Here is a 19,804-nt window from a genome sequence, read left to right as displayed (position 1 = left end):
TATAATGATGAGCATGAGCCCGAAACGTGGACGGAGCATACACAAGCCAATGCCCTTACCAAACTGCTCCAGATCATAATTTCTGCAAAAGCCCGGAGCCCTTTTACCCCCTGGAAACGCTGGAAGCGAGCCCCGCCAACGCCTGCAGCCAGTGACCGACCGGTCGTCCTTCGCGTATCTTTCATCGGCTAAAGCAAAGCGGGGTTTGCCCGGTGTGGCGCCGCCCCCTAGAATGCCCCGATGCGCGATGATCTCTCCCTTCTGCTGAACTCCCTCAACGATGCCCAACGCCAGGCCGTAGCAGCCTCCGTGGGTCGTCAGTTGGTCCTGGCCGGTGCTGGTTCCGGTAAAACCCGAGTGCTGGTGCACCGTATCGCCTGGTTGATCCAGGTCGAAAACGCCTCGCCCCACTCAATCCTGTCGGTGACCTTCACCAACAAGGCCGCTGCCGAGATGCGTCATCGCATCGAGCAGTTGATGGGTATTAACCCGGCCGGCATGTGGGTCGGCACTTTCCACGGCCTGGCGCACCGCTTGCTGCGGGCGCACTGGCAGGAAGCCGGCCTGAGCCAGACCTTCCAGATTCTCGACAGCGACGACCAGCAACGTCTGGTCAAACGCGTTATTCGCGAATTGGGTCTGGACGAGCAACGCTGGCCGGCCCGTCAGGCCCAATGGTTCATCAACGGGCAGAAAGACGAAGGTCTGCGTCCGCAGCACATTCAAGCCAGCGGCGACCTGTTCCTGGCGACCATGCGCAGCATTTATGAGGCCTACGAGGCCGCGTGCCTGCGCGCTGGCGTGATCGATTTCTCCGAATTACTGCTGCGAGCCCTCGACTTGTGGCGCGATCACCCGGGTTTGCTGGCGCACTATCAGAAGCGCTTCCGGCACATCCTGGTGGACGAGTTCCAGGACACCAACGCCGTGCAGTACGCCTGGCTGCGACTGTTGGCCAAGGGCGGCGACAGCCTGATGGTGGTGGGCGACGACGATCAGTCGATCTACGGCTGGCGCGGCGCGAAAATCGAGAACATCTATCAGTACTCCGACGATTTCCCGGACGCCGAGACCATTCGTCTGGAGCAGAACTACCGCTCCACTGCCGGTATCCTCAAGGCAGCCAACGCCCTGATCGCCAACAACACCGGGCGCATGGGCAAAGAGCTGTGGACCGACGGCGGCGAAGGCGAAGCGATCAATCTGTACGCCGCTTTCAACGAACACGATGAAGCACGCTACGTGGTGGAAACCATCGAAAGCGCGCTGAAAACCGGCTTGGCTCGCAGCGATATCGCGATTTTGTACCGCTCCAACGCCCAATCCCGCGTTTTGGAAGAAGCCTTGCTGCGCGAGCGTATCCCGTACCGCATCTATGGCGGTCAGCGCTTCTTCGAGCGGGCTGAAATCAAGAACGCCATGGCTTACCTGCGTTTGCTGGAAGGTCGTGGCAACGATGCGGCGCTGGAGCGGGTGATCAACGTTCCGGCACGCGGCATCGGCGAGAAAACCGTTGAAGCGATTCGCGATCATGCGCGCCACAGTGATGTGTCGATGTGGGAAGCCATGCGCTTGCTGGTCGCCAATAAAGGCCTGACCGGTCGCGCAGCGGGTGCGCTTGGCGCGTTTATCGAGCTGATCGAGAACCTCGCCGCCAAGTGCATGGAAATGCCGCTGCACCTGATGACCCAGACCGTCATCGAGCAGTCCGGTCTGATTGCCTATCACGAAGCGGAAAAAGGCGAAAAAGGCCAGGCCCGGGTAGAAAACCTTGAGGAACTGGTCAGCGCCGCACGCAACTTCGAAAACGCTGAAGAAGACGAAGACCTGACCCCACTGGCGGCGTTCCTCGGTCACGCGTCGCTGGAGGCTGGCGATACTCAGGCCGACGAGCACGAAGACAGCATTCAGCTGATGACTTTGCACAGCGCCAAAGGCCTGGAATTCCCTTACGTGTTCCTGGTGGGCATGGAAGAAGGCCTGTTCCCGCACAAGATGAGCCTGGAAGAGCCGGGTCGCCTTGAGGAAGAGCGCCGTTTGGCCTACGTCGGCATTACCCGGGCGATGCAGAACCTGGTGATGACCTATGCTGAAACCCGACGCCTGTATGGCAGCGAAACCTACAACAAGGTCTCGCGTTTCGTACGTGAAGTGCCGAAAGGCCTGATCCAGGAAGTGCGCCTGTCCAACAGTGTCAGTCGCCCGTTTGGCGGTGGTCAGCAGCAGAGTTCCAGCAGCCTGTTTGGCGGCAGCGAGATTCCCGACACCGGGTTCAGCCTCGGTCAGACCGTACGGCATTCGGTGTTTGGCGACGGCGTGATCCTGAACTTCGAAGGTGCCGGCGCGCAGGCCCGGGTGCAGGTGAACTTCAGCGAAGGCAGCAAGTGGCTGATGTTGGGTTACGCGAAACTGGAAGCGATCTAAGGGTTATCGGCTTTTCTGTAGGAGCGAGCCTGCTCGCGAATGAGGGCGCCGCGGTTTATCCAGAAAACCGTGGTGCGGCTATCGCGAGCAGGCTCGCTCCCACAGGGGTTTGTGGTTAATCCACCTCGGCAGGTTGATCTTATAAAGGCGCGAACCATGGGCTCAGGTTTCTTTTCTTCCTGGACATTCTGGGCCCTGATGTCGGCAGCCTTTGCCGCCATGACCGCGATCTTTGCCAAAATCGGCATCGAAAACGTCAACTCCGACTTCGCCACGTTGCTGCGCACCGTGGTGGTGTTGGTCAGCCTGGCCTTGATTTTGTACGCAACGGGCCAATATCAGTCATTAGGATCGATCTCGGCCAGGAGCTACCTGTTCCTGCTGCTGTCGGGACTGGCCACCGGCGCCTCGTGGATCTGCTACTTCCGCGCATTGAAACTGGGGCCGGCCTCGCTGGTCGCTCCGGTGGACAAACTCAGTGTGGTGCTGGTGGCGGTGCTCGGCGTGATCTTGCTGGGTGAAAAACTCGACCTGCGCCAATGGGGCGGAATCGGCCTGATCACGGCCGGTGTGGTCATGCTTGCGCTACGACGCTAGGCCCCTTCCTACAGAACCTATCCACTCGTCCTACGGACCGAAGTTAACAGGCCTTATTGCCCTGACTGAAGCTGAACACGACCTGTCAGGCAAAAGCCCGAAACACTCTGCCGCTAGCCAGTAACACTTCAGCTGTGCAACATGGCGCGCGTGCCATCCACAAATGGGAATTCCCTTTATGAAACGTTTTCTTAGCATCGCCATGGCGTTGTGCATCGGCCTGACGATGAGCCTCGACGCCAACGCCAAGCGCTTTGGTGGCGGCAAGAGCTCCGGCGCTGCGCCGACTCACCAGACCAGCCAAATGGCTCCTTCTTCTGCTGCAGGTGGCGCTGCTGCCACTGCGGGCGCGGCCGGTGCCGCTGGCGCTGCCGCCAAGGCCGGCGGTGCTTCGCGCTGGCTCGGCCCTCTGGCCGGTATCGCGGCCGGTGGCCTGCTGGCTTCCATGTTCATGGGCGGCGGCTTCGAAGGCATGCAGATCTTCGACATTCTGATCATGGCCGTCATTGCCTTCCTGGTCTTCCGTTTCATCGCCGCTCGTCGTCGCAAGCAACAGGAGCACCTGGCTCCGGCTGGCGCCCCGATGCAGCGTGAAGTGTTCGAGCAGAAGCCAAGCGCCATGGGTTCGATCTTCGGTGGTTCGGCCGCTCCGGTTGCCGCCCGTCCGGTCATCAACGCGCCAGCCTGGTTCAATGAAAAGAACTTCATTGAAGCGGCCCGCAACCACTTCCAGTCCCTGCAGCAACACTGGGACGCCAACGAAATGGACAAGATCGCCGAGTTCGTGACCCCGCAGCTGCTTGAGTTCCTCAAGCGCGAACGTGCCGATCTGGGTGAGGGTTTCCAGTCCACCTACATTGATAACCTCAATGTTCAACTGGATGGCGTCGATGATCGCGCCGACAAGACCATCGCCACCCTGACCTTCAGCGGCGTGTCGAAAACCTCGCGTTTCGACCAGGGCGAAGTGTTCAGCGAAAGCTGGAACATGGAACGTCCACAGGGTGAAAACCAGCCTTGGCTGGTTGCCGGTATCCGCCAGAACGGCTGAACCGACCTGCGTTAAATGTGTCGCAACAAAAACCCCGGCCTCGGCCGGGGTTTTCTATTTCACGGTTGCATCTATAGCGAGCTACTGTATAAACCGCCCCAACTAAACCGCGCCATACAAGCAAGAGGATCCCGGACGTGGAAGAAATCATCGAACAACTGCGTGAAGCCAACGAACCGGTACCGGTCCCCTTGGAGCTGCCCGACGAAGATCTGCTGGTCGAAATCGAAGAACAACTGTTCATCGACATCCCATTTGTTTTCAGAGAGTTTTTGCTGACCGTCAGCGACGTGGTCTACGGCAGCCTGGAGCCGGTGACCGTCACCGACCCGCAATCCCACACCTACCTGCCGGACGTTGCCGCCAACGCCTGGGACGCCGGTGTCGATCGCAGCTTGATCCCGATCTGCCAGGACGGTGACGACTACTACTGCGTCGAAGAAGACGGCACTGTAGTGCTGTGGCAAGCCGAAGAAGAGCTGATCGCCGAAGAAACCTGGGAATCGGTGTGGCACTGGGCACGAGACGTCTGGCTGGAAAGCTGAGCCGTCTGACGCGCCGCGTGGTCAATGCCCCGAAGATTCCTTGTGATTGTCCAGGGTTTCCAGCAAGGCCACCTGCATCCGCGTGTGCACGCGGATGAACCAGCGCCAGAGCAGCGCCGCCACGGCGGCCGCGACCACGACAATCAGCACCAGCAACTTGTTGGTCGGCAGAATACTGGCCGACAAGGCTGCCAACAGCAGGAAGATCACCAACAGCGAAAGGATCGGGATCACCTCGGCGATCACCCGACGCACTCGCTGCGTGTGACGGCCGGCCATCTCCGGTTTCACGCCCATCTCCGCCAACAACATCGACAGCGCCTTGAGCTTGCGATAGGCGGCGATCAGGAACGGCAGCGACAACAGCAATGCCCCTCCCCAGATCAACGCCTTCTGCCAGCTCGGGTCGCTGATCCAGTCCTGCAAATAGGGAGACATTCGCTCGGCAAAAAAAGCGCCCGAGAAGAAAATCGCAATCACCAGCGCCAGATTGACCCCCACCTGCAACAGAATCCTCCGGATCATCGACGCCAGTAGCGCACCCTCGCCTTGAGGCTGGATGCTGCGCAGCCATTCGCCATACATCCCCAATACGCGGCCCAACCGCTGCGGCATCACGCCAGCCAGTTTGATCGACAGCGGATCAGCCGCGCGGATCAGATACGGCGTCAGCAGCGTAGTGATCACCGACACCGCCACAGCGACCGGGTAGAGGAAGTTGCTGGTGACCTGCAGGGTCATCCCCAGTGCCGCGATGATGAAAGAAAATTCGCCAATCTGCGAAAGACCCATTCCCACGCGCAGTGAGGTGCGTCCGTCATTGCCGGCGATAAAGGCGCCGAGGCCACAGGACAGCATCTTGCCGAGTACCACAGCGACGGTAATGACTGCGATTGGCCAGGCGTATTGCAGCAGGATCATCGGGTCGAGCATCAGCCCGATGGCGACGAAAAAGATTGCACTGAACAGGTCGCGAACCGGCTCGATCAGTCGCTCGATCTTCAGCAATTGCCGCGACTCGGCCATGATCGCGCCAATCAGGAACGCGCCGAGCACCATGCTGTATTCGAGCTTGACCACCAACAGGCAGAAGCCGAAACACAGGCCCAGCACGGTGATCAGCAGCATCTCGTTGCTTTCGAATTTGGCCACGTAGGCCAGCAGGCGCGGCACCAGCAGAATCCCGATTACCAGCGCGACGATCATGAACAGCGAGAGCTTGCCGACCGTGGAAAACACTTCGCCGGAACTGACCGTGCCACTGACCGCGATGCTCGACAGCAAGGCGATGATGCCGATGCCGAGAATGTCCTCGACGATCAATACGCCGAAAATCAGCTGCGCAAAACGCTCGTTTTTCATCTTCAGGTCATTGAGCGCCTTGACGATGATGGTGGTCGATGAGATGGCCAGGATCGCGCCGAGGAACAGCGAGTCCATGGTGTTCCAGTCGAACCAGCGGCCGATTTCGTAGCCGATCCAGATCATCAGCACGATTTCCAGGAACGCCGCGATAAACGCCGTGGCGCCGACCTTGAACAGTTTGCGCAGGCTGAACTCCAGGCCGAGGCAGAACATCAGGAAAATCACCCCGAGTTCGGCGAGGGTCTTGATGGTTTCTTCGTCGTGGATCAGGCCGAAGGGTGGCGTGTGCGGGCCGATGATGAACCCGGCGACGATGTAGCCGAGGACGACCGGTTGTTTGAGGCGGTGAAACAGTACGGTCACCACGCCTGCGACCAGCATGATCACTGCCAGATCCTGAATAAAACTGATGGCATGCATGGTGTGGGGCTCCTTAAGGTCGACTTTCGGAGGTTAACACCGCGACTTCCGCCAGAAAGGCGGTGCAATATATGGAAACAGATCGATCTGGCGTGACGGCAATCACCCGCCCGGCGTCCCGATAACTGTGGTTTGAAAAAACCGAACAGGCACCCGCAGAGGTGCACTCCTCCGAAACCTGCCTTGAACCGTGAGAACGTTATGGAACCCGGAAACGCCCAGCTGTCGATGACGGTACTGATGACTCCCGACATGGCCAACTTCTCTGGCAATGTCCACGGCGGCACCTTGCTCAAGTACCTGGACGAAGTGGCCTACGCCTGCGCCAGCCGCTATGCCGGCCGCTACGTGGTGACCCTGTCGGTGGATCAGGTGATTTTTCGCGAGCCGATCCATGTCGGCGAACTGGTGACCTTCCTGGCGTCGGTCAACTACACCGGCAACACCTCCATGGAGGTCGGCATCAAGGTGGTGACCGAAAACATCCGCGAGCGCTCGGTGCGCCACACCAACAGCTGCTTCTTCACCATGGTTGCGGTGGATGACGACCGCAAACCGGCCGCCGTACCGCCGCTGCAACCGCAGAACAGCGAAGACAAACGCCGCTACATGCAGGCCCAGCAGCGTCGGCAGATTCGTCAGGAGCTGGAAAAGCGGTATCAGGAGATCAAGGGCGACGCCTGATACGTTTGACCGTTAAATCGCATTCGCGGGCAAGCCTCGCTCCTACAGTTTGTATGCGATCCCTGTAGGAGCGAGGCTTGCCCGCGAAGCTTTTAAAGGCTGATCGCGGTGGCCTCAAACCGCACACGCGGATGCGCAATCCGGTCCTGCGCCCGCACCAGCTCCAACTCGTAACTGGCGCACGCCTGGGTCTCCAGCAGCACTTCATGCACCGCCGACGCAGCAAATTCGAACGCCGCCACCAGGCTGTCGCCCAGCAGTACACGCGCCAGAAACAGGCCGGATGTCAGGTCGCCAACGCCCACCGGCTGACGCGGAAACGCCAGCATTGGACGTCGCAGGTGCCAGCTGCCTTCGCTTGTCACCAGCAACATCTCGAACACATCCTCCGGTTTGCCGGGATAGGCCAGATGCTTGACCAGCACCGCCTGCGGACCACGCGCCAGCAACGCTTTCGCCATGGCCAGGCAATCGAACAGCGACTGCGGCTTGCGGCCCGAGAAGCTGTCCAGCTCAAGCTGGTTCGGGCACATGAAGTCCGCCATGGCTGCCGCTTCCTCCAGCAGAAAATCGCTGACTTCGGCCGGCACGCTACAACCCTTCTCTGGATGGCCCATCACCGGGTCGCACAGATACAGTGCCTTGGGATTCATCGACTTGATCCGCGCCACGCCCGTCAGGATCGCCCGGCCCTGGGCTGCACTGCCGAGGTAACCGGACAACACCGCATCGCAATTGCCCAGCTCGCCAATCGCTGCGATGCCCTCGACCAATTCGGGAATCTGCTGCGGTGCCAGCACGTCGCCCGCCCATTGCCCGTATTGGGTGTGGTTGGAGAACTGCACGGTATTGAGCGGCCAGACATTCACCCCGACCCGCTGCATCGGGAAAACCGCGGCGCTGTTGCCAGCGTGGCCGAACACCACGTGGGACTGAATGGCGAGCAGATGGGGCGTACGTTTCATGCGGTGAGTTTTCCGTAAACCGATTGAAATTCAAGCCGCGCAGTATGCGACTAAACGCAGCCTGTACGACAGACCGGCGACGCAGTTAAGCTGACACTATCTAGTTGGAGCACCCTGTTGATGCTGACCCTCGGAAATATCTTCGTGTTGATGCTGCTCGCCACTGGCGGCGCGTGGCTGTGGCACAACCATGGCTTGCGCGAGCGTGCGCTGGAGCGGGTCAAGCTGCACTGCGTCAAGCTCGGCATCGAGTTGCTGGACGGCAACGTGGCGCTGAAAAAAATCGCCTTCATCAAGGATGCCAACGGGCGGCGACGCCTGGCCCGCGTGTATAACTTCGAATTCACGGTGACCGGTGAAACCCGCCACAACGGCACCATCACCCAGTTCGGCGCCCACAGCGCGCAGATCGAACTGGCGCCCTACCCGATGCCGTTCGACGACACGCCTCCGGTGGTCGACGTGGCGAAGCCTCGCGCTGAAGTGATTGAGCTTAGTCAGTGGCGGCAAGAACACACAAAATGGCGTCCTTAATTCAACCGACAGTCGGCCAGTGCGCTCTGTAATGAATCAACCTGCTGCGGCTCGCTGAAGATCAGCTCGATTCGCGAATCCCGGCGCCATTCACTGGGCTGCCACGCCAATGGCGAGTTATCCAGGGCATTCGCTGAAACCCAGCCGTCGCTGCTGTGGATAACCAGCTTCGCCCGCCGCCACGCAAGGCTTTCAAGCCATCGACCAACGCGCGCGGAATCGAATGTCTGGCTCGGATGCCAGCGCCAGCCAATGCTCCAGCCCCCCTCCTGCTCCTGACTCAAGCAAATCGGCACCTCGGGATCGGTCCAGACGGTCGGCATCTGCGCCATTCCTTTGGGTTGGATGAAGTTATCCACACCCGCCACAGCCTTCGCCTCCAGGCCGGGCAACTCGCTCAATGGCAACCGGGCCTGCTGTGTCCAGTACACGCGGCGCGCCGGCAACTGCGCAACGATTCGCTCACGATCACCTGTGTCGAGGTTTTCCGACTTGTTCAGCAGCAACAGCCCGGCGCTGCCCAACGCCTCCTGCTGCGTCACAGGCAGCGGTTTGCCGGCTGCCAGCGCTTGGGCATCCAGCACCAGCACGCTGGGCTGGACGGCCAGCACACCCAACCACGGCGCCTCTTGCAATTGCCTGAGCAATTGCGCCGGATGGCCCAGCCCGGACGGCTCGATAAACAACCGATCCGGCCGCGCCTTGCGCAGCAAGCGTCCGAGGCCAATCTGAAACGGCGCACCATTGACGCAACACAAACAGCCCCCGGCCACTTCGCCCAGTGCGATACCATCGGCGTCCCGGGTCAGCAACGCGGCGTCTAGGCCGATCTGGCCGAACTCGTTGATCAACACCGCCCAGCGCTCGTTCGCCGGCCGCTGCGCCAACAGATGCTTGATCAAACTGGTCTTGCCTGCACCCAATGGACCGGCAATGACGTGCGTGGGAATGTTCTGCAACATGGTCGGTGTTTTCTGAGGAGGTAAAGGATGCGGTTGATTGGCTGGACGTTGCTTCTGGCGCTGGTTTGCGGCGAGGCGCTGGCCCAGGCTTGCGTAGTACATAGCACAGCTGAGCGCCTCGACGTAAAGGTCTGCCAGCAGAACCGCAACATCCCGGAAAAGCTCTTCGCCGACGGGTTCTGCCAGCCCAACCTTGCTGGCCAGAAAGTCGACGTGCAATACGTCGACCAATGCCCCGGCGGTGCATTCGGTGTGTGCAGCAACGCCCAAGTCGCCAATATGCCTTACCGACAGGATATTCACTATTACGGCGTGGCCACCGACGCGGCGTATCTGAAGCCGTTTTGCGAAGGCCAGAGCCAGGGCAACTGGCTCAAGCCTTGATTCGCTAACCCAACCAGTCGAGGGTCAGGATCAAACGGCGCTCGCCCGGCGCGGGTTGCGGCGAGCGGTGGATCAGGCCAAAGCCTTCGTTGCCGTGCCATTTCTCGCCCTTGAGTAAAGCCACGTAACCGCTGCCGATGTGCTGGATCAGCGAATCATCCGTAGGTTCAGCTTCGGGTTTGCTCAATTGGCGGCGATCCATTGCCCCTTCCTTCAGCCATTCGCTGCCGATTCCAGCGTACGTGGTGATCAAGCGCACGGGCACATGATCGACGTGAAAACGCGGGCACATGGCTTTGTCCAGAACCCGTAGACGCACGCCGATACGCTTGGCGCCCAACAGACAGGCGAATGCGCTGACCAACCAGGAAACGTCGGCGATAAAGCCTTCGTAGCCTTCAAGATCGTTGAAGCCCGAGGCCAGTCCTTGCAGATTGGGCTCGGTGTCGTCAGCGGGCATTTCCAGAACCAGCGACTCGGCCAATGGCTCGTTCAGGGACAGCAACAAACGGCCGAAATCGGCGATGTGCACCGGGAGTCGGCGCTGCCAAATGGCGAGGTTCACGCCGTCGTCCAGAATTCGCGCGAGGGCTTGCGGCGTCTCGCCCTGAACCTGGCAAATGACCGGTCGTAACTTCAAGGTCGGCGCCAGCATCACGCGGCTTCCTCTTCATGCCAGGGGCCGAATGGATCGGGCAACAATCGCCAGCCCTCGACGCCGGACGCCATTTCTTCATCACTCAGCAGGCAGTCGTCGAGTTCCGCAGTGAGTAAGTTGAAGTCGATGTTCTGGCCAATGAACACCAGTTCCTGCCGGCAATCGCCAGTGGCGGCGGTCCAGTTTTCCATGATCCCGGCGGTGCTCTCCTCGTCCTGCGGCCATTGGGTTTTCGGCACGAAACGCCACCAGCGGCCGGCAAAACCATGGCGCATCAAACCGCCCGCCTGAGACCAACTGCCCGCGTCCATGGGTTTGCTCGCCAGCCAGAAAAAACCTTTCGAGCGCAGCAATTTGCCATTCACCCACGGACGGTCGATGAAGCTGAAAAAGCGCTGTGGATGAAAGGGCCTGCGTGCTCGATACGCCGTGGAAGCGATGCCGTATTCCTCTGTTTCCGGCACGTGCTCACCGCGAAGCTCCTGCAACCAGCCTGGCGCCTGTGCCGCTTTTTCAAAGTCGAAACGACCGGAGTTGAGGATCTTTTTCAGCGGGATTTCGCCCATGACCATCGGGATGATTTCGGCTTGCGAGTTCAATCGTTCAAGGATCGCGATCAGCTCCTGACGCTCGCGGCTGCTGATCAAATCGATCTTGCTGATCAGGATCACGTCGGCGAATTCGATTTGCTCGATCAATAGGTCGGTGATCGAGCGCTCGTCCTCTTCGCCAAGGGTTTCGCCACGAGAGGCGAGGCTTTCGGCGGCCTGATAATCGAGCAGAAAGTTCATGCCATCGACCACAGTGACCATGGTGTCGAGACGTGCGATGTCGGCCAGGCTTTGCCCTTCTTCGTCGCGGAAGGTGAAGGTTTCCGCCACGGGAAGGGGTTCGGAAATGCCGGTGGATTCGATCAGCAAGTAATCGAAGCGGCCGTCCCTGGCGAGTTGGCTGACTTCTTCGAGCAGGTCTTCGCGCAAGGTGCAGCAGATGCAGCCGTTGCTCATTTCCACGAGTTTTTCTTCGGCGCGGTTCAGGGTGACATCACGCTGAACTTCGCTGCCATCGATGTTGATTTCGCTCATGTCGTTGACGATCACGGCGACTCGCAGGTTGTCGCGGTTACGCAGCACGTAGTTGAGCAGCGTGCTTTTGCCGGCGCCGAGAAAGCCCGACAAAACGGTCACGGGGAGACGATTGGGCATCAGGTAGTCCTCACAGGAGATGCCCGGTCGCAGTGTCGGGCTTAATTCAATGTTATAGTATAACAATGCAATTAAACCACTCCCCTCTTGCCGGCAGTGACAAAGGGCAGGATGCTGAAGCCCGTTCGCCCCGAGAGAAACCCCATGCGCACTGCCTTGAAATTAACGCTGATGAGCGTTTCGTTGCTGCTCGCCGTAGACGCCTGGGCGCAAATCCCGAGCCTGGCCAGCTGCACCCGCAGCGCTAACCTGCTGGCCTGCGTGGATGCCGACGGCAACGCTTACAGCGTCAACACCGTCGGCAGCACGATCTACTTGCGAGGCTTCGAACGGGCGGGCAAGCGCTATTGGGCGCAAACCAACAGTCGCTACGGGCAACTGACATTCTTCACAGGGATCGCTTCCGACGGCGAAGCCTGGGTGGGCTACAACCGTCGGGTTGGCTGGACCACCATCAACCGGTTTTCCAGTTCCGGTGGCAGCAGTGCCAGGTTCACTTGCAGCCGGATCACCGGCTGCTAGGCCTGCGCTTTTTGCTGTTCCTGCTGCCAGGCGATGTAACTGTTGACCGGCGGATTCTTCTGGAAGTAGCGCTGTAATCCTTCGAACAATCCGTCAGCCACGGCCTGCTGATGCCGCGCCGTGACCAGCCGCTGACTGTCGCGAGCGTTGGAAATGAAGCCGGTTTCCACCAGGATCGACGGCACGTCCGGCGATTTCAGCACGGCAAATCCTGCCTGCTCCACGCGCTTCTGATGCAACGTGGTGATGCCCGCCAGACTGCCGAGCACCGTGTTGCCCAACTGCAAACTCGCGGCGAGGGTGGCGTTCATCGACATGTCGAGAATCACCCCGGCCAGCATCGGGTCCTTGTCCTTGAGATTGAGCAGGCTGGTGGCGCCCAACAGGTCCGCGCCGTTCTCTCGCTGCGCCATGAAACGCGCCGTGGCCGACGTCGCTCCGCCCTCAGACAAGCAATACACCGACGCGCCAGAAGCCGTGAGACGCGGCGCCGCATCGGCATGCACCGAGATGAACATATCGGCGTTGTGTTTGCGGGCGATCTCCACGCGCTTGCGCAGCGGGACGAAGAAGTCGTCGTTGCGCACCAGTTTCACGTCAAAGCCCTTCTCCCGTTTCAGCCGTTTGGCCAACAGCTGAGCGATGGACAACACCACGTCTTTCTCACGCTCACCTTTGGCGCCGACCGCGCCCGGGTCTTTGCCGCCATGGCCGGGGTCGACCACCACGATGATGTCCCGTTTCGGGTGAGCCTTGTCGATGGCTGCCACGGGCGCGGCGGCTATTTGCAAGGGTGCCGCTGTCTTCAGGTCGAGCACCAGCCGATGACCCTGCCCGTCCTGCGGCGGTAGCAAAAAGCTGTTGAGCTGCACCGGGGCGCTAAGGTCGAGGACGATCCGCGTATCGCCCTGACCAAAATGCCCGGAGCGGATCGAGCGAATGACCGTGTTGCCAAGCACCAGCTGACTGAAGTCGCCACTGACGTTGGCGCCACTCAGGTCAATGATCAGCCGCTCAGGCGCGCTCAGTGAAAAAGTTTTGTACTGCACCGGCCCGCTCAGATCGAACACCAGGCGCAGCTTGTCGTCCGAGCGCCAGAGCCGCGCGTTGCGAATTTGCGTGGCGCCAACACCGAAAGGCAATGCGAAGGCCGCGCTGGCCAGGATCAAGTTGAGCAAGTGACGTCTGTGCATGGTGAAAGCCGCTCGTGAAAAAGGCGTAGTCGATTTTAATGTAATAACATAACATGTCGAACCGACTTCCACGATGGACCTGCTCATGAATGCGCTGACTCTGCCGGATATCGCCGCGCAGGCCTCACGCCAAGCCCTGCCACTTGAATGGGTGGGCATGTGCGGCATTGCTCTTCCAGTTTTATTCGATGGCCAGCGATTGAGCGCGAAGGCCGATGCGGGCGTGAGCCTCGATGATGGAGAAGCGCGCGGCATTCATATGTCGCGGCTGTACCTGGCGCTGGAAATGCTCGAACAGGAACGCCTGACACCCGCCCTGTTGCGGCGTGTCTTGCAGCGATTTCTTGATACCCATGAAGGTCTATCCAACAGCGCTTACCTGAACATTCACGCAGATTTGCTGCTCAAACGGCCAGCGCTGATCAGTCCATTGTCCGGTTGGAAATCTTATCCAGTCAGCATCAATGCGCGTTTGAAAAACGCGATGTTCCACGTGGAACTAAACATCGACATCCCCTATTCCTCAACTTGCCCCTGTTCAGCTGCACTGGCGCGGCAGTTGATTCAGCAGCAATTCGTCGACGACTTTGCCAACCAGCCACTGCAACACGCCGATGTTTTGGCTTGGCTCGGCACCACAAAAGGCATCGTTGCCACGCCTCACAGCCAACGCAGCAATGCGCAGCTGAGGCTGCGTCTCGATGATTATCTTGATGACCTGCCACTGATTGCGCTGATCAACGACGCCGAAGCCGCACTCGGCACCGCCGTGCAAACCGCGGTAAAGCGTGCCGACGAACAAGCCTTCGCGCTGGCCAATGGTCAAAACCTGATGTTCTGCGAAGACGCCGCTCGCCGTTTGAATCTGGCGTTGAAGCGCTCCCCCGGTATCAATGCCTTCCACTTGAAAGTCGTCCACGCCGAGAGCCTGCATGCCCACGACGCCGTCGCCGAAAGCCGATGGAATTGGGAGGCCGCATGATTCGCTGCGAGGCGTTGCGCTGGGGCGCACCGGGCCAACCGCTCACGCCGCCGGTAGATTTCGAACTGAACCAAGGCAGCCTGACCGCCGTGATCGGCGCCAACGGCTCAGGCAAAAGCAGCCTGCTGAAAGTCATCGCCGGCCTACAAAAACCACTGACCGGCAAAGTGATCCTGGATGTTCCACGCAAAGGCTCACTCTCGTTCCTTCCCCAGCAACAGCACCTCGACCGGCAATTCCCGATCAGTCTGCAAGAGTTGGTCGCCGCGGGTTTCTGGGGCAGCAAGCAATCCCCCGACGTCCGAAGTCAACGCCTTAAAGCCGCACTGGAAAACTGGTGCCTGACCGGTCTGGAGCAGCGCCCATTGATGGCCCTCTCCGGCGGCGAATTGCAGCGCGCCCTGCTCGCCCGATTGAGCCTCGCCGAAGCGCCCTTGCTGTTGCTCGATGAACCTCACGCTGCCCTCGACGAACTCGGTCAATCACTGCTGTGGAGAAACATCCACGCCTGGCACGCCGAAGGTCGAACCCTGGTGGTCGTGTGTCATGACCTCGCCGCCGTGCGCCAACACATTCCTCAAACGCTGCTGATCAAAAACAGCGGCTGCGTCCTCGGTTCGAGCACCGACCTTATCCGCCAACAACCACAGACGCAGGTGGCCTGATGCTCGCCGCTGCCCATCTTTGGCAACCGTTCCACGAGTTCGTGTTCATGCGCCGGGCACTGCTCGGTGGATTGGTGTTGGCCTGCAGCACGGCACCGCTCGGGGTGTTTCTGATCCTGCGACGCATGAGTCTGATCGGTGACGCAGTTGCTCACGGCATCCTGCCCGGCGCCGCGCTCGGCTTCTGGTTTGCTGGGCTGAGCTTGCCGGCATTGACCTTCGGCGGCCTCGGTGCGGGCTTGAGCATGGCCGGGCTCGCGGCATGGATCACTCGCCGAACAGGTCTGAGAGAAGACGCGAGCCTCGCCGCAATCTACCCAATCTCCCTCGCCAGCGGCGTGCTGATCCTCGGCATCGCCGGCAAACGCCTGGACCTGCTGCACCTGCTTTTTGGCTCGGCGTTGGCGGTCGACGGCCCGACGTTGACCGGCATGTTGTGGGTCTCAGGGCTCAGCCTTATCGCCATGGCGCTCATCTACAAACCGTTGTTGCTGGACACCCTCGATCCACTGTTTCTGCAAACCGTCAGCCGTCTTGGTCCGCTGGCACACGGCGTATTCCTGACATTGGTGGTGCTGAATCTGGTGATCGGATTTCAAGCCATTGGTGCATTGATGGTCGTCGGTCTGATGATGTTGCCCGCCGCCGCGTCGCGTTTCTGGAGTCGACGCTTGCCCGTGTTGATGGCCATCGCCGGGCTGCTCGGCTGCCTCTCGGTGTGGCTCGGCTTGTTGCTGTCGTTCTATTACTCGCTGCCCAGCGGCCCGGCGATCGTGCTGGTGGCTGGCGGTGGGTATTTGCTGTCCGTGGTGTTCGGACCGGTGCACGGCTTGCTGCGCCGCCCGCCCTTGCTCACATCCCAATGAGGTGTTTCCCGATGCGCGCTTTACTCGTGCTGTTCAGTTTGATGCTGTCGATGTCGTTGTCTGCGGCGGAAAAACTGCAGGTGGTCACCAGCTTCAGCATCCTCGCCGACATGACCCATCAGGTCGGTGGCGAGCACATCCAGATCACCAACATGGTCGGCCCCGATGCCGATGCTCACACCTATGAGCCGACTCCGGACGATGCCAAGGCATTGCTCAAGGCCAGACTCATCATCAAAAACGGCTTGGGTTTCGAGCCGTGGCTGGACCGCCTGGTGACCAGCACCGAGACCAAAGCCCCGGTCATCAGCGCGAGCCACGGCGTCATCCCACGCTCGCTGGATGAAGATGGCGAGACCGTCCCCGACCCTCACGCCTGGCACAACCTGGCGAACACCGAGCTGTACATCAGCAACATCACCAAGGCGCTGATCGCCGCCGACCCGGCGAACAAAGCCGACTATGTACGCAACAGCCAGGCCTACCTGAAACAGATCTACGCGCTGCTCGCCGAAGCCAAAGCCAAGCTCGGTTCGCTGCCACCGGGCAACCGCAAGATCGTCACGTCCCACGATGCATTCGGTTATCTGGGTCAGGCCTATGGCATCGACTTCATGGCGCCACAAGGTCTGTCCACCGAGCGCGAACCTTCCGCCGCCGAAGTCGCTGCGCTGATCACCCAGATTCGCCAGGCCAAGGTCAAAGCGGTGTTCATGGAGAACATCAAGGATGCCCGCCTGCTCAAGCAGATTGCCGATGAAAGCGGTGCACACATTGGCGGCACGCTGTACTCCGATGCGCTCGCCGCCAGCGGTCCGGCGAGCACCTTTACCGGGTTGTTCGAGTACAACCTCAACACCTTGTACGAGGCTTTGAGCAAGCCATGATCCGCAAGAATCCCTCAGGTGATTTGCCACTGATTGCGGAGTCCGCCTACGTCGATAAGACCGCGATCATCTGCGGCAAAGTGGTGATCGGCGAGAACGTTTTCGTCGGCCCCTACGCGGTGATTCGCGCGGACGAAGTTGACGCCTCGGGTGAGATGGAGCCGATCACCATCGGCGCCAACTCGAACATCCAGGACGGCGTGGTGATCCACTCCAAGTCCGGTGCAGCAGTAACGATCGGCGAGTTCAGCTCGATCGCCCACCGCTCCATCGTTCATGGTCCGTGCTCCGTGGGCGACCGGGTGTTCATCGGGTTCAACAGCGTGCTGTTCAACTGCGCCGTCGGTGATGGCTGCGTGGTGCGGCACAACTCGGTGGTCGACGGTCGCGACTTGCCCGCCGACTTCTACGTGCCCTCCACCACCCGCATCGGGCCCAACACCGACCTGTCGCAATTCCCGCCGGTGAGCGTCAGCGCCTCGGAGTTTTCCGAAGACGTGGCGCGCACCAACGTCGATCTGGTGCGTGGCTACAAAGCCCTGCAAAACGAGTTCTGACCATGAACAACGTGCTGATTCGCAATGCCCGGCTGGTGAATGAAGGACGTGAGTTTGACGGTGATCTGTTGGTCGGCCATGGTCGCATCATCAAGATCGCGAGCAGCATCGAAGGGGAAAATGCTGCCGTCGAAATCGATGCTGACGGCCAGTGGTTGATGCCTGGAATGATCGATGATCAGGTGCACTTCCGCGATCCCGGTTCGCCCGACAAGGGCAGTTTCTACACCGAATCGCGAGCAGCGGTGGCCGGCGGCATCACCAGTTTCATGGACATGCCCAACACGAACCCGGCGACCCTGACGCTGGCAGCATTGGCCGACAAGAAGCGCCGTGCAGCGATCAATTCGGTGGCCAACTACGGTTTTCACTTCGGCGTGAGCAACGACAATCTCGACACCGTCGCCGCGCTCAATCCTTGCGAAGTGGCCGGCGTAAAAGTGTTCATGGGCGCGTCCACGGGCAACATGCTGGTAGACGATCCCAAGGTCCTGGAGCGGCTATTCGCTGAAGTGCCGACGATTCTGTTGGCCCACTGCGAACACACGCCCAGCATCGACGCCAATGCGGTGAACCTGCGAGAGCTGTTCGGCGAGCACATTCCCGCAGCAGCCCATCCGCTGATCCGCAATGCCGAGGCCTGCTTCCGTTCGTCCTCGATGGCCGTGGATCTGGCCAAGCGGCATGGCACCCGGCTACACGTGTTGCACCTGACCACCGCCCGCGAACTGGCGTTGTTCGAAGACAAGCCACTGACACAAAAACGCATTACCGCCGAAGTCTGTCTGCACCACCTGCTCTTCGACGATCGCGACTACGCAACGCTCGGCAACTTGATCAAATGCAACCCGGCGATCAAGACTCAGGCCGACCGAGACACCTTGCGCCGGGCCCTGATGAGTGATCGACTGGACGTCATCGGCAGCGATCACGCGCCTCACACCTGGGACGAAAAGCAACGTCCCTACTGCCAGGCACCGTCCGGCTTGCCATTGGTGCAACACGCCCTGCCCGCCCTGCTGGAGTTGGTGGCGGATGACGTTCTACCGATCACCACCCTTGTGGCCAAGACCAGTCACCGTGTCGCCGATCTGTTTGCGATTCCCGACCGAGGCTATTTGCGCGAAGGGTATTGGGCCGACCTGGTGTTGATCAAACCCGAACCTGGTGGCGTTGCCGTCTCCCAACAGCCGATCCTGTCTCAATGCGGCTGGACGCCCTTCGCGCAACGACGCTTTCGCCACAGCGTGAGCACTACGTTGGTATCGGGGCAAATGGCGTGGCACGACAAATGTCTTAATGACAGCTGCCAGGGTTTACCGCTACGGTTTACACGCTAGTGCAGCACTCGAGAGCACCGACATGATCCACATCACTCTGAGCGATGGTTCATTGCGTGAATACGACCAACCGTTGTCGGTGTACGAGTTCGCCGCGAGCATTGGTCCCGGGCTTGCCAAAGCAGCCGTCGCCGGCCGGGTGGACGGCGTATTGGTGGACTGTCAGTTCTTGATCGAGGCCGATGCCCGGGTCAGCATCGTCACGCCCCAAGAGCCCGATGGCCTGGAGATACTGCGCCGCTCCTGCGCGTTGATGCTGGCGATGGCCGTGAAACAGCTCTATCCAAAAGCGCAATTGCAGACCGGATCGGCACTGGGTGACGGGTTCTATTACGAGTTTGCCTTTGAACGACCGTTAAACCTGGACGACCTTGCGGGCATCGAAGCGCGCATGAAGACCCTGGCGGCGACCAATCATTCGATCCGCCGGCGCGAGCCGTCACCGCGTTCCAAGTACATGGAAAAACTTGCGACCTACCTGCTCGGGGACTTCGAATGTGTGTCGATGGGCCCGCATGCTCCGGCAACCAGAGTGTTGCAGGCATTCGCGCTCGATCACATCAGCGGCCTTGCGCCACAGCGGATCTATGGCACGTGCTGGTCTTGCCAGGAGGAACTGGACGACTGGCGGGCACCGCCGCACGTGATGGTCGTGAGCATGGATGATCGCCAAACGGATTACGCACAGTGGGTGACCGAGGCCTTGCGCCGAAGCGGCGTACGCGCCCGTGCGGACCTGCGCAACGAGAAGGTCCGCCACAAGATTCGCGAACACAGCCAGCAAGTGCCGTATCTGGTGGTAATCGGGGAGAAAGAAAAAGAAGGCGGGTTTGTCAGCGTGCGCAGTCGCACCGGGGAGGATTTTGGCCGGATGGCCATTGAGGCGGTGTGTGATTGGCTGAGATCAACGGGGATTGCGGGTGTCTGAACGGACGCCTTCGCGGGCAAGCCTCGCTCCTACAGGTTGTGTGCACTGTAGGAGCGAGGCTTGCCCGCGA

At 60.3% G+C, this 19,804-nt stretch carries 21 protein-coding genes; 15 read left to right on the top strand and 6 right to left on the bottom strand.

All coding sequences use genetic code 11. The features are described from left to right. The first annotated feature begins 240 nt into the window (after nucleotides 1–240). From uvrD to ACM6IO_RS07570, 4 genes are all read left to right on the top strand, one after another. Entirely contained in the window at nucleotides 241–2,424 is a 2,184-nt protein-coding gene (uvrD, locus tag ACM6IO_RS07585; RefSeq protein ID WP_008027451.1) for a DNA helicase II, read from the top strand. A 156-nt stretch (nucleotides 2,425–2,580) separates the two neighbouring features. After that, nucleotides 2,581–3,021 carry an EamA family transporter gene (locus ACM6IO_RS07580; RefSeq protein WP_007934436.1) on the top strand — a complete coding sequence of 147 codons (441 nt, stop codon included), beginning with the start codon at nucleotides 2,581–2,583 and terminating at the stop codon, nucleotides 3,019–3,021. A 178-nt stretch (nucleotides 3,022–3,199) separates the two neighbouring features. Continuing rightward, the gene (locus tag ACM6IO_RS07575) at nucleotides 3,200–4,072 is read left to right on the top strand and encodes a Tim44 domain-containing protein (protein WP_414911245.1); all 873 of its coding nucleotides are present in this window, start codon (nucleotides 3,200–3,202) and stop codon (nucleotides 4,070–4,072) included. A 137-nt stretch (nucleotides 4,073–4,209) separates the two neighbouring features. After that, entirely contained in the window at nucleotides 4,210–4,617 is a 408-nt protein-coding gene (locus ACM6IO_RS07570; protein WP_003187120.1) for an SMI1/KNR4 family protein, read from the top strand. Between the two features lie 21 nt (nucleotides 4,618–4,638). Here the strand turns inward: ACM6IO_RS07570 and ACM6IO_RS07565 are convergent, their stop codons facing one another. Continuing rightward, entirely contained in the window at nucleotides 4,639–6,402 is a 1,764-nt protein-coding gene (locus tag ACM6IO_RS07565; RefSeq protein ID WP_008027455.1) for a cation:proton antiporter, read from the bottom strand. A 201-nt stretch (nucleotides 6,403–6,603) separates the two neighbouring features. Between ACM6IO_RS07565 and ACM6IO_RS07560 the strand changes: the two genes are divergently transcribed. Continuing rightward, entirely contained in the window at nucleotides 6,604–7,086 is a 483-nt protein-coding gene (locus ACM6IO_RS07560) for an acyl-CoA thioesterase (protein WP_008027457.1), read from the top strand. 92 nt (nucleotides 7,087–7,178) lie between these two features. Here the strand turns inward: ACM6IO_RS07560 and pdxY are convergent, their stop codons facing one another. Continuing rightward, nucleotides 7,179–8,051, bottom strand: a complete 873-nt coding sequence (pdxY, locus tag ACM6IO_RS07555) for a pyridoxal kinase PdxY (RefSeq protein ID WP_008041336.1) — start codon at nucleotides 8,049–8,051, stop codon at nucleotides 7,179–7,181. Between the two features lie 120 nt (nucleotides 8,052–8,171). Here pdxY and ACM6IO_RS07550 point away from each other — a divergent pair, with 120 nt between their 5' ends. Continuing rightward, nucleotides 8,172–8,585, top strand: coding sequence for a DUF3301 domain-containing protein (locus ACM6IO_RS07550; RefSeq protein ID WP_008027461.1), 414 nt, complete (start codon nucleotides 8,172–8,174; stop codon nucleotides 8,583–8,585). Here the strand turns inward: ACM6IO_RS07550 and ACM6IO_RS07545 are convergent. After that, nucleotides 8,582–9,547: a CobW family GTP-binding protein gene (locus ACM6IO_RS07545; protein WP_414911244.1), complete on the bottom strand. Its 966-nt coding sequence runs from the start codon at nucleotides 9,545–9,547 to the stop codon at nucleotides 8,582–8,584. The genes ACM6IO_RS07550 and ACM6IO_RS07545 overlap by 4 nt on opposite strands. 27 nt (nucleotides 9,548–9,574) lie before the next feature. On the opposite strand from ACM6IO_RS07545, the gene ACM6IO_RS07540 reads away from it, so the two are divergent. Beyond that, nucleotides 9,575–9,931: a hypothetical protein gene (locus ACM6IO_RS07540; RefSeq protein ID WP_008027465.1), complete on the top strand. Its 357-nt coding sequence runs from the start codon at nucleotides 9,575–9,577 to the stop codon at nucleotides 9,929–9,931. Nucleotides 9,932–9,935: 4 nt separating this feature from the next. Here the strand turns inward: ACM6IO_RS07540 and ACM6IO_RS07535 are convergent, their stop codons facing one another. Together ACM6IO_RS07535 and zigA are read right to left on the bottom strand one after the other, a co-directional pair. After that, nucleotides 9,936–10,586: a DUF1826 domain-containing protein gene (locus ACM6IO_RS07535; RefSeq protein ID WP_414911243.1), complete on the bottom strand. Its 651-nt coding sequence runs from the start codon at nucleotides 10,584–10,586 to the stop codon at nucleotides 9,936–9,938. Next, complete coding sequence (gene zigA, locus ACM6IO_RS07530) at nucleotides 10,586–11,794, bottom strand: zinc metallochaperone GTPase ZigA (protein ID WP_414911242.1); 1,209 nt, start codon at nucleotides 11,792–11,794, stop codon at nucleotides 10,586–10,588. Before zigA ends, ACM6IO_RS07535 begins: the two co-directional genes overlap by 1 nt. Nucleotides 11,795–11,938: 144 nt before the next feature. Between zigA and ACM6IO_RS07525 the strand changes: the two genes are divergently transcribed. Beyond that, nucleotides 11,939–12,316 (top strand): glutamine synthetase, encoded by a 378-nt coding sequence (locus tag ACM6IO_RS07525; protein ID WP_207284987.1) that lies wholly within the window; start codon nucleotides 11,939–11,941, stop codon nucleotides 12,314–12,316. Here the strand turns inward: ACM6IO_RS07525 and ACM6IO_RS07520 are convergent. Beyond that, nucleotides 12,313–13,509: an N-acetylmuramoyl-L-alanine amidase gene (locus ACM6IO_RS07520; protein WP_414911241.1), complete on the bottom strand. Its 1,197-nt coding sequence runs from the start codon at nucleotides 13,507–13,509 to the stop codon at nucleotides 12,313–12,315. The two genes, ACM6IO_RS07525 and ACM6IO_RS07520, sit on opposite strands and share 4 nt — an antisense overlap. Before the next feature lie 85 nt (nucleotides 13,510–13,594). Between ACM6IO_RS07520 and folE2 the strand changes: the two genes are divergently transcribed. Genes folE2 through ACM6IO_RS07485 form a run of 7 tightly spaced genes read left to right on the top strand, consistent with a single transcriptional unit; the run spans nucleotide 13,595 to nucleotide 19,734 of the window. After that, nucleotides 13,595–14,491: a GTP cyclohydrolase FolE2 gene (gene folE2, locus ACM6IO_RS07515; protein WP_008027475.1), complete on the top strand. Its 897-nt coding sequence runs from the start codon at nucleotides 13,595–13,597 to the stop codon at nucleotides 14,489–14,491. Further along, the gene (locus tag ACM6IO_RS07510; RefSeq protein ID WP_414911240.1) at nucleotides 14,488–15,156 is read left to right on the top strand and encodes a metal ABC transporter ATP-binding protein; all 669 of its coding nucleotides are present in this window, start codon (nucleotides 14,488–14,490) and stop codon (nucleotides 15,154–15,156) included. The genes folE2 and ACM6IO_RS07510 overlap by 4 nt, the downstream gene beginning before the upstream one ends. After that, entirely contained in the window at nucleotides 15,156–16,022 is an 867-nt protein-coding gene (locus ACM6IO_RS07505) for a metal ABC transporter permease (RefSeq protein ID WP_008041350.1), read from the top strand. The genes ACM6IO_RS07510 and ACM6IO_RS07505 overlap by 1 nt, the downstream gene beginning before the upstream one ends. Before the next feature lie 11 nt (nucleotides 16,023–16,033). Next, the gene (locus ACM6IO_RS07500; protein ID WP_192228161.1) at nucleotides 16,034–16,909 is read left to right on the top strand and encodes a metal ABC transporter substrate-binding protein; all 876 of its coding nucleotides are present in this window, start codon (nucleotides 16,034–16,036) and stop codon (nucleotides 16,907–16,909) included. Beyond that, on the top strand, nucleotides 16,906–17,466 hold the full coding sequence (locus ACM6IO_RS07495; RefSeq protein ID WP_150630614.1) for a DapH/DapD/GlmU-related protein: 561 nt from the start codon (nucleotides 16,906–16,908) through the stop codon (nucleotides 17,464–17,466). Before ACM6IO_RS07500 ends, ACM6IO_RS07495 begins: the two co-directional genes overlap by 4 nt. 2 nt (nucleotides 17,467–17,468) lie before the next feature. Next, nucleotides 17,469–18,806, top strand: a complete 1,338-nt coding sequence (locus ACM6IO_RS07490) for a dihydroorotase (protein ID WP_414911239.1) — start codon at nucleotides 17,469–17,471, stop codon at nucleotides 18,804–18,806. Nucleotides 18,807–18,828: 22 nt separating this feature from the next. Continuing rightward, complete coding sequence (locus ACM6IO_RS07485; protein ID WP_414911238.1) at nucleotides 18,829–19,734, top strand: His/Gly/Thr/Pro-type tRNA ligase C-terminal domain-containing protein; 906 nt, start codon at nucleotides 18,829–18,831, stop codon at nucleotides 19,732–19,734. The last annotated feature ends 70 nt before the right edge of the window (nucleotides 19,735–19,804 follow it).

Source organism: Pseudomonas sp. IT-P44 (assembly GCF_949768225.1).
Taxonomy (GTDB): Bacteria; Pseudomonadota; Gammaproteobacteria; order Pseudomonadales; family Pseudomonadaceae; genus Aquipseudomonas; species Aquipseudomonas migulae.
Note: the sequence above shows the minus strand (reverse complement) of the source record. Positions and strands in the feature narration are given on the sequence as shown.

Bases quoted from the DNA above. Each gene is read 5' to 3' on its own strand.
- ACM6IO_RS07545 (WP_414911244.1), bottom strand. From the start codon at position 9,547: ATGTTGCAGAACATTCCCACGCACGTCATTGCCGGTCCATTGGGTGCA.
- ACM6IO_RS07580 (WP_007934436.1), top strand. From the start codon at position 2,581: ATGGGCTCAGGTTTCTTTTCTTCCTGGACATTCTGGGCCCTGATGTCG.
- ACM6IO_RS07505 (WP_008041350.1), top strand. From the start codon at position 15,156: ATGCTCGCCGCTGCCCATCTTTGGCAACCGTTCCACGAGTTCGTGTTC.
- ACM6IO_RS07550 (WP_008027461.1), top strand. From the start codon at position 8,172: ATGCTGACCCTCGGAAATATCTTCGTGTTGATGCTGCTCGCCACTGGC.
- ACM6IO_RS07540 (WP_008027465.1), top strand. From the start codon at position 9,575: ATGCGGTTGATTGGCTGGACGTTGCTTCTGGCGCTGGTTTGCGGCGAG.
- ACM6IO_RS07575 (WP_414911245.1), top strand. From the start codon at position 3,200: ATGAAACGTTTTCTTAGCATCGCCATGGCGTTGTGCATCGGCCTGACG.
- ACM6IO_RS07565 (WP_008027455.1), bottom strand. From the start codon at position 6,402: ATGCATGCCATCAGTTTTATTCAGGATCTGGCAGTGATCATGCTGGTC.
- ACM6IO_RS07490 (WP_414911239.1), top strand. From the start codon at position 17,469: ATGAACAACGTGCTGATTCGCAATGCCCGGCTGGTGAATGAAGGACGT.
- ACM6IO_RS07510 (WP_414911240.1), top strand. From the start codon at position 14,488: ATGATTCGCTGCGAGGCGTTGCGCTGGGGCGCACCGGGCCAACCGCTC.
- ACM6IO_RS07525 (WP_207284987.1), top strand. From the start codon at position 11,939: ATGCGCACTGCCTTGAAATTAACGCTGATGAGCGTTTCGTTGCTGCTC.
- ACM6IO_RS07560 (WP_008027457.1), top strand. From the start codon at position 6,604: ATGGAACCCGGAAACGCCCAGCTGTCGATGACGGTACTGATGACTCCC.
- zigA (WP_414911242.1), bottom strand. From the start codon at position 11,794: ATGCCCAATCGTCTCCCCGTGACCGTTTTGTCGGGCTTTCTCGGCGCC.
- ACM6IO_RS07500 (WP_192228161.1), top strand. From the start codon at position 16,034: ATGCGCGCTTTACTCGTGCTGTTCAGTTTGATGCTGTCGATGTCGTTG.
- pdxY (WP_008041336.1), bottom strand. From the start codon at position 8,051: ATGAAACGTACGCCCCATCTGCTCGCCATTCAGTCCCACGTGGTGTTC.
- ACM6IO_RS07485 (WP_414911238.1), top strand. From the start codon at position 18,829: ATGATCCACATCACTCTGAGCGATGGTTCATTGCGTGAATACGACCAA.
- uvrD (WP_008027451.1), top strand. From the start codon at position 241: ATGCGCGATGATCTCTCCCTTCTGCTGAACTCCCTCAACGATGCCCAA.
- ACM6IO_RS07535 (WP_414911243.1), bottom strand. From the start codon at position 10,586: ATGCTGGCGCCGACCTTGAAGTTACGACCGGTCATTTGCCAGGTTCAG.
- folE2 (WP_008027475.1), top strand. From the start codon at position 13,595: ATGAATGCGCTGACTCTGCCGGATATCGCCGCGCAGGCCTCACGCCAA.
- ACM6IO_RS07520 (WP_414911241.1), bottom strand. From the start codon at position 13,509: ATGCACAGACGTCACTTGCTCAACTTGATCCTGGCCAGCGCGGCCTTC.
- ACM6IO_RS07495 (WP_150630614.1), top strand. From the start codon at position 16,906: ATGATCCGCAAGAATCCCTCAGGTGATTTGCCACTGATTGCGGAGTCC.